4 protein-coding genes are annotated in these 4,687 nt (G+C 38.6%); all 4 read right to left on the bottom strand.

All coding sequences use genetic code 11. From position 1 onward, the window contains the following. Nucleotides 1-1,212, bottom strand: a 1,212-nt coding sequence (locus HWX04_RS07785; protein WP_175869563.1) for a restriction endonuclease, incomplete at its 3' end; no start/stop codon positions are given. 588 nt (nt 1,213-1,800) lie between these two features. Then, a complete protein-coding gene (locus HWX04_RS07780) occupies nt 1,801-3,390 on the bottom strand; it encodes a YfjI family protein (protein WP_175869562.1) in 1,590 nt (529 codons plus the stop codon). Further along, a complete protein-coding gene (locus tag HWX04_RS07775; protein ID WP_175869561.1) occupies nt 3,377-4,315 on the bottom strand; it encodes a DUF7146 domain-containing protein in 939 nt (312 codons plus the stop codon). Before HWX04_RS07775 ends, HWX04_RS07780 begins: the two co-directional genes overlap by 14 nt. Nucleotides 4,316-4,432: 117 nt before the next feature. Continuing rightward, nucleotides 4,433-4,633, bottom strand: coding sequence for a helix-turn-helix transcriptional regulator (locus HWX04_RS07770; RefSeq protein WP_175869560.1), 201 nt, complete (start codon nt 4,631-4,633; stop codon nt 4,433-4,435). Between the last annotated feature and the right edge of the window lie 54 nt (nt 4,634-4,687).

Below are 4,687 nucleotides of genomic sequence, written 5' to 3'. Positions count from 1 at the left end.
TCCAAAAAGCGCTTCATCATCCATGGACGCCAGAACGGCATTAATCTCATCAGCCCGTCTTTTAGCAGTCTCACTAAAGATACGAGGTGTTGCTGTCATATACAGACGTTTTTTACCTCGAATAATGCTGTTATCATGAACTTTGACAAACTCAGATTCATTGTCATCAGATCCTAATGAAGCGCCAGTTGTACGGTGTGCTTCATCACAAATGATCAGATCAAATTCGGGTAATCCATGCTCTTTTTGTGCATCGGAAATCACTTGAATGGAATGATAGGTTGAAAAGATGACCGTCATTGCCTCTGTGAAGTGTTCACAAGCTTCTTTAGCAAGGACTTTTGCATCCGTTGTAGCAGGCAACACAAGATCTGATGTTTCCATGCCAACAATATCATCTTGGTTTTTACGACGCTTGCCTACTTTTGTATCCGAACACACCGCAAAAGAACGCAAGGGAATTTGTGTATCCAGTGTCCATTCACGGATTGTTTGCGAGACTAAAGCAAGAGAGGGTACCAAAAACAACACACGCTTGCCTTTTCCGGCGAGAGTTTCTGCTATCTTAAGGCTTGTGAAAGTCTTACCCGTTCCACATGCCATAATCAGCTTGCCACGGTCTGCCTCTTGTAAACCTTCACAGACTTTCTTGATGGCTTCTTCTTGATGGGGACGAGGGTCTTTTGTAGATTTAAGAACAACTTCTTGTTTTGTTGCAAATATTTGCCAATCTATACGACTGTTTTCCATATGACGAAGGTCAATGCGATAAACGGGTATCGCTTGTCCTTTAATCATAGCATTTACATTGTCACTTAATTCACTTTCAGTGCTATCAACGAGAAGACGATATTTAAAGATGTCTTTTCCAGAAGCTGCGATAAAGCTATCAATATCTTTTTTACTGATCTGATGATCTGCTTTATAAAACTTACATTGAATAGCAACATATCCTTCTTGATTGCGAAGCTTTGCAACCAGATCAATGCCGATATCATTTTTATTCCAATCGTCACGCTTTTTAGCCCATTCAAAATAGCTTTCAACCTTTTCATAGCGTCCATAATGAAGAGGGTCATGTATAAGATATTTGCTAACAAAATCTTCGAAAATTTTCCCCTTTTGAGCATTTGAAGTTGCTTGTTCGCGATAATCTTCCAACAAAGAGCGTAAAGTGACGTGTTCATGATCAGACTTAACAGATTGCAGCATATTACAATAAAAATCCCTTGCCTTAAAAGATGATCAATAATCATCAAAAGAATTAAAACGAATTCAATTAAATACACTTAAAACAAATATCGATAATAAAGTGAGAAAAAAGTGCTAAAAAAGCCGATAATTTTTTCAAAAGAGGTTTTTAAAGAATACTTATCAACAACCTATGAACCATGGTTAGATCAGCACAGTAGTGAAATTTACTGGTTATTTCATATGTTAATCAAGATAGATGCAATACGTGCTTTTAAATATCAKAATGATTATTTTGATAGGTTTTATGAGTGACTTTAACAAATAGGTTTTGACGGTGATTAAAACCCCCAAAAAACCTACAAAACATATGCCAGTGGTTGATTTTATAGGTTGTAACGTCGACATAGGTTGTTTTTTGAAGTTTTATAACATACTAACAACTTGAAATATAATAACTTTTATTTTTGATTTAAAAAATATATAAAGGGAGTATAAAAAGAACCTCCAAAACCCCCTAAACCTCCAAAACCAATAAATGGGGAATGCTTTGAAGGTTTTATTTTATGAATACATCAGTTATATGTTTTATCGGAATTTAAAGTTCGTTCATTGTGATGTCTTATGACTTTTCACTAAAGGATTCCATTCATAATGTATGGTAGGTCGACCGCCTTTAGAGCTATGATCACTTGCTATTTGACGAATATAGTTACAACGGCATAAAAGCTCTAAAGCTTGCTTAACGGCTCCATTGTCTTTTAAACATTTCCAATCACGTTTATAAACATCACGTGAAGTAAAAACATCGGGTAAATGATCACAACGTTCAACAATTAATGTTGCACGCTCTGCTGTTAATGTATCCCCCGCCGCATAAAGACGTTTTGCGTGACTTAACAAATATTTTTCCCAATATAAGGCTCTTTCAAGGGCATCTCTATTGATTTCAAAACGCCCCCCTTCACACAGTTCAAAAATCAACGCAAGGGTTGGGATAGTTTTATCCATTTTTAAAAGATATGATTGTAAACTTGTAGAGAAATTTCCCCCTTTGATTGTTTTTTGAAAATTTTCCCACCATTCACGAAACATCTCTTGAGCATCAGCAGAAAAACGCATGATAATGGGGTGTTTTGGTGATCCTAAAGGTTTATCATAAAGAAAACGAAAGACCTCTTGATAGTTTTCCCATGCCTTTTGATTGAGCGGTCTATCAACCCATTCACGCTCTTTTCGTTCATCGGGAAAAACCAGCATTTGAAACCGTTGCAATAAACCATCATCGTTTATTCCACGGTGCATGGCTTGAATGAGTGGAATAATTCGAGAGGGTTGAATGCCTCCAATGACGGAAAGGGTTGCATTGGGAATAAAAATGGTTCCACGCTCTATACGGTCATAGGTAAATTGATCATCTCCATTGAAAGCTGTTAAATAGAAAGAACGGTCTGTTTGATATTCCTTTCTCTCTAGATTGGCTAAAAAACCAGATAATTCATCACGAACCAACAACAGACCACGGGGGTTTTCTTTTAACAATTCCCCAAGCTTTTCGACCGTCACATCATTGACGATAAGACGTCGTTTATTAAGCGTGTCATCATCATCAATTTCTTTGTGTTCAATAGATTGAGAAAGAAGAGCAAGGGCTTGTTCCTCATCTTGATCTTTGAGTGCTTTATAGGCTTGTTTTTTCTTTTCTCGTTTATCAAATTCAATCAGAATATCTTTTGTTTCTTGGTTTTTTTTCTGCTTTACCCATTCTTGATGCCATTCCTCTTGCAAAGCATAGAGAGGGGCTAAAGCAGCTTTCATGGTCGGTGTTTTCATCGTTGAAGGTTGCCCCACAATAGCCCCCCAGAGATTAGGAACAATTGTCCAATTGGCATGTTGTTTTGGAGCGATACGCACGCCATTACCAATGACAGCCGCCAAACCACATAAAGCAGAGATAGCAACAAAGTCGATAGAAGATTGTTGCATATCAGCAACGTCATAAACATAGTTTATTAATGGTGTTGGGAGCAGGAACATTTTAAAAGGTTCGACGGGTAAAAGAGCCGTATCAATAGGCTGTAATTCCCCCCAACCGTTTTGTTGCAAAGCTTGTTCATAAGGAATGGCTTTTAAACAAGTATTATCGTTATCATTGACGGGGGTATTTTCATTGTTGTTTTGTAAATTACACTCTTTCATAGTTCCCTCTTTGAGAAAGTAATACGTTATTAAAGTCCATTCCTTTTGGAGCTTGCATGATAAAGACTTCAAAGCCTTGGCTATAAGCACGCTTTGCTAGGGTAAAACCTGCTTTACGACCCGCATCATCGCCGTCCATTGCAATTGTCAGACGTCCTTTTGTAGAGGGTAAATTCACACGCATCATGCCACTGGTTGAAAGAGACGCCCATAAATTAACGGGCTCTGATAATAAACCAGACAGCAGAGACAGACCGGTTTCAATGCCTTCACAAATAACCAGATGTTTTGGATTGCCTTGACTTAAGTGCACAGCACCACCCATGACAGATCCCAACATGGCTTTGGCTGGTTTCTGATCTGTTTTGCAGCCATTGGCTTGTAAAAAGGTTCTATGAATGGCAAAAGAGCCAGCCCCCTTAACAAGAGCCACCAATGCGGGCAGTGTCATTCCTAAGGGGTGTGGACAGTTGTCGTGAAAGCGTAAATAAGGAAATAAGTCATAACAAATACCCCGCATACGTAAATAGGTTTCTGCTAAAGTATCTTTAATCGGTTGGCTTTGTTGCCAAATCTTTTGTGCTCTTTCTGCTTTTTGTTTTGCTCTTTTAAGATCAGCACAAAACTGTTTTGAGAAAGAAAGCGTGTGATCATAAGCTTTATCAAAAAGGGCTTGTTTCCCCAGCAAGCCAATTCTTCTAAGCGCTTGTATGATCTCTCTAAAAGAACAGCCGGCATAACAGTAGAGTAAAAGACGCCCATCATTTCCATTAGAAAGAGATAAGCTAGGCAATTGATCATCATGAGCAGGGCAACGGGCAAGTCCATAATCCCCATGCCAAACTCCACGTAATGCACAAGTAATTTTTTGAGCTGTTGTATGCAATGCATAAGCATTGCTTGTTGTAGCATTTGTAAAATGCATAAAATCCCTTCCTGCTACTTGCATTACAGGACAGATTCTGTTATTTCGGGATTTGCGAAACTCGAAATACTTTGTCTGTCCTATAAGGTCTGTCCTATAAGTAAGGCGAAGTTTTCTTTAGGCGGCGTCGTTGCCACGTTGGTTTTTTGCCTTTTCGATTACATCGTCAAGGTCAGATTGTAACCAACGCGCTAAGGAGCCAATCTTTAAAGGCTTTGGTAGCGAGCCATCAGCGACCCGCCGCCAAAGTGTTGAAATACTTATATTAAGTATTTTTGCACTCTCACGCACCGTGAGAAGTGGTTCATTTGGAATCATGAAGTCCCCTCTCTATGTAAATGATCGAATCAGCATTGATTTACTATATATAAA

Origin of the sequence: Bartonella gabonensis (assembly GCF_903679515.1) — a bacterium.
In the GTDB taxonomy this organism is placed as follows: domain Bacteria; phylum Pseudomonadota; class Alphaproteobacteria; order Rhizobiales; family Rhizobiaceae; genus Bartonella; species Bartonella gabonensis.
Note: the sequence above shows the minus strand (reverse complement) of the source record. Positions and strands in the feature narration are given on the sequence as shown.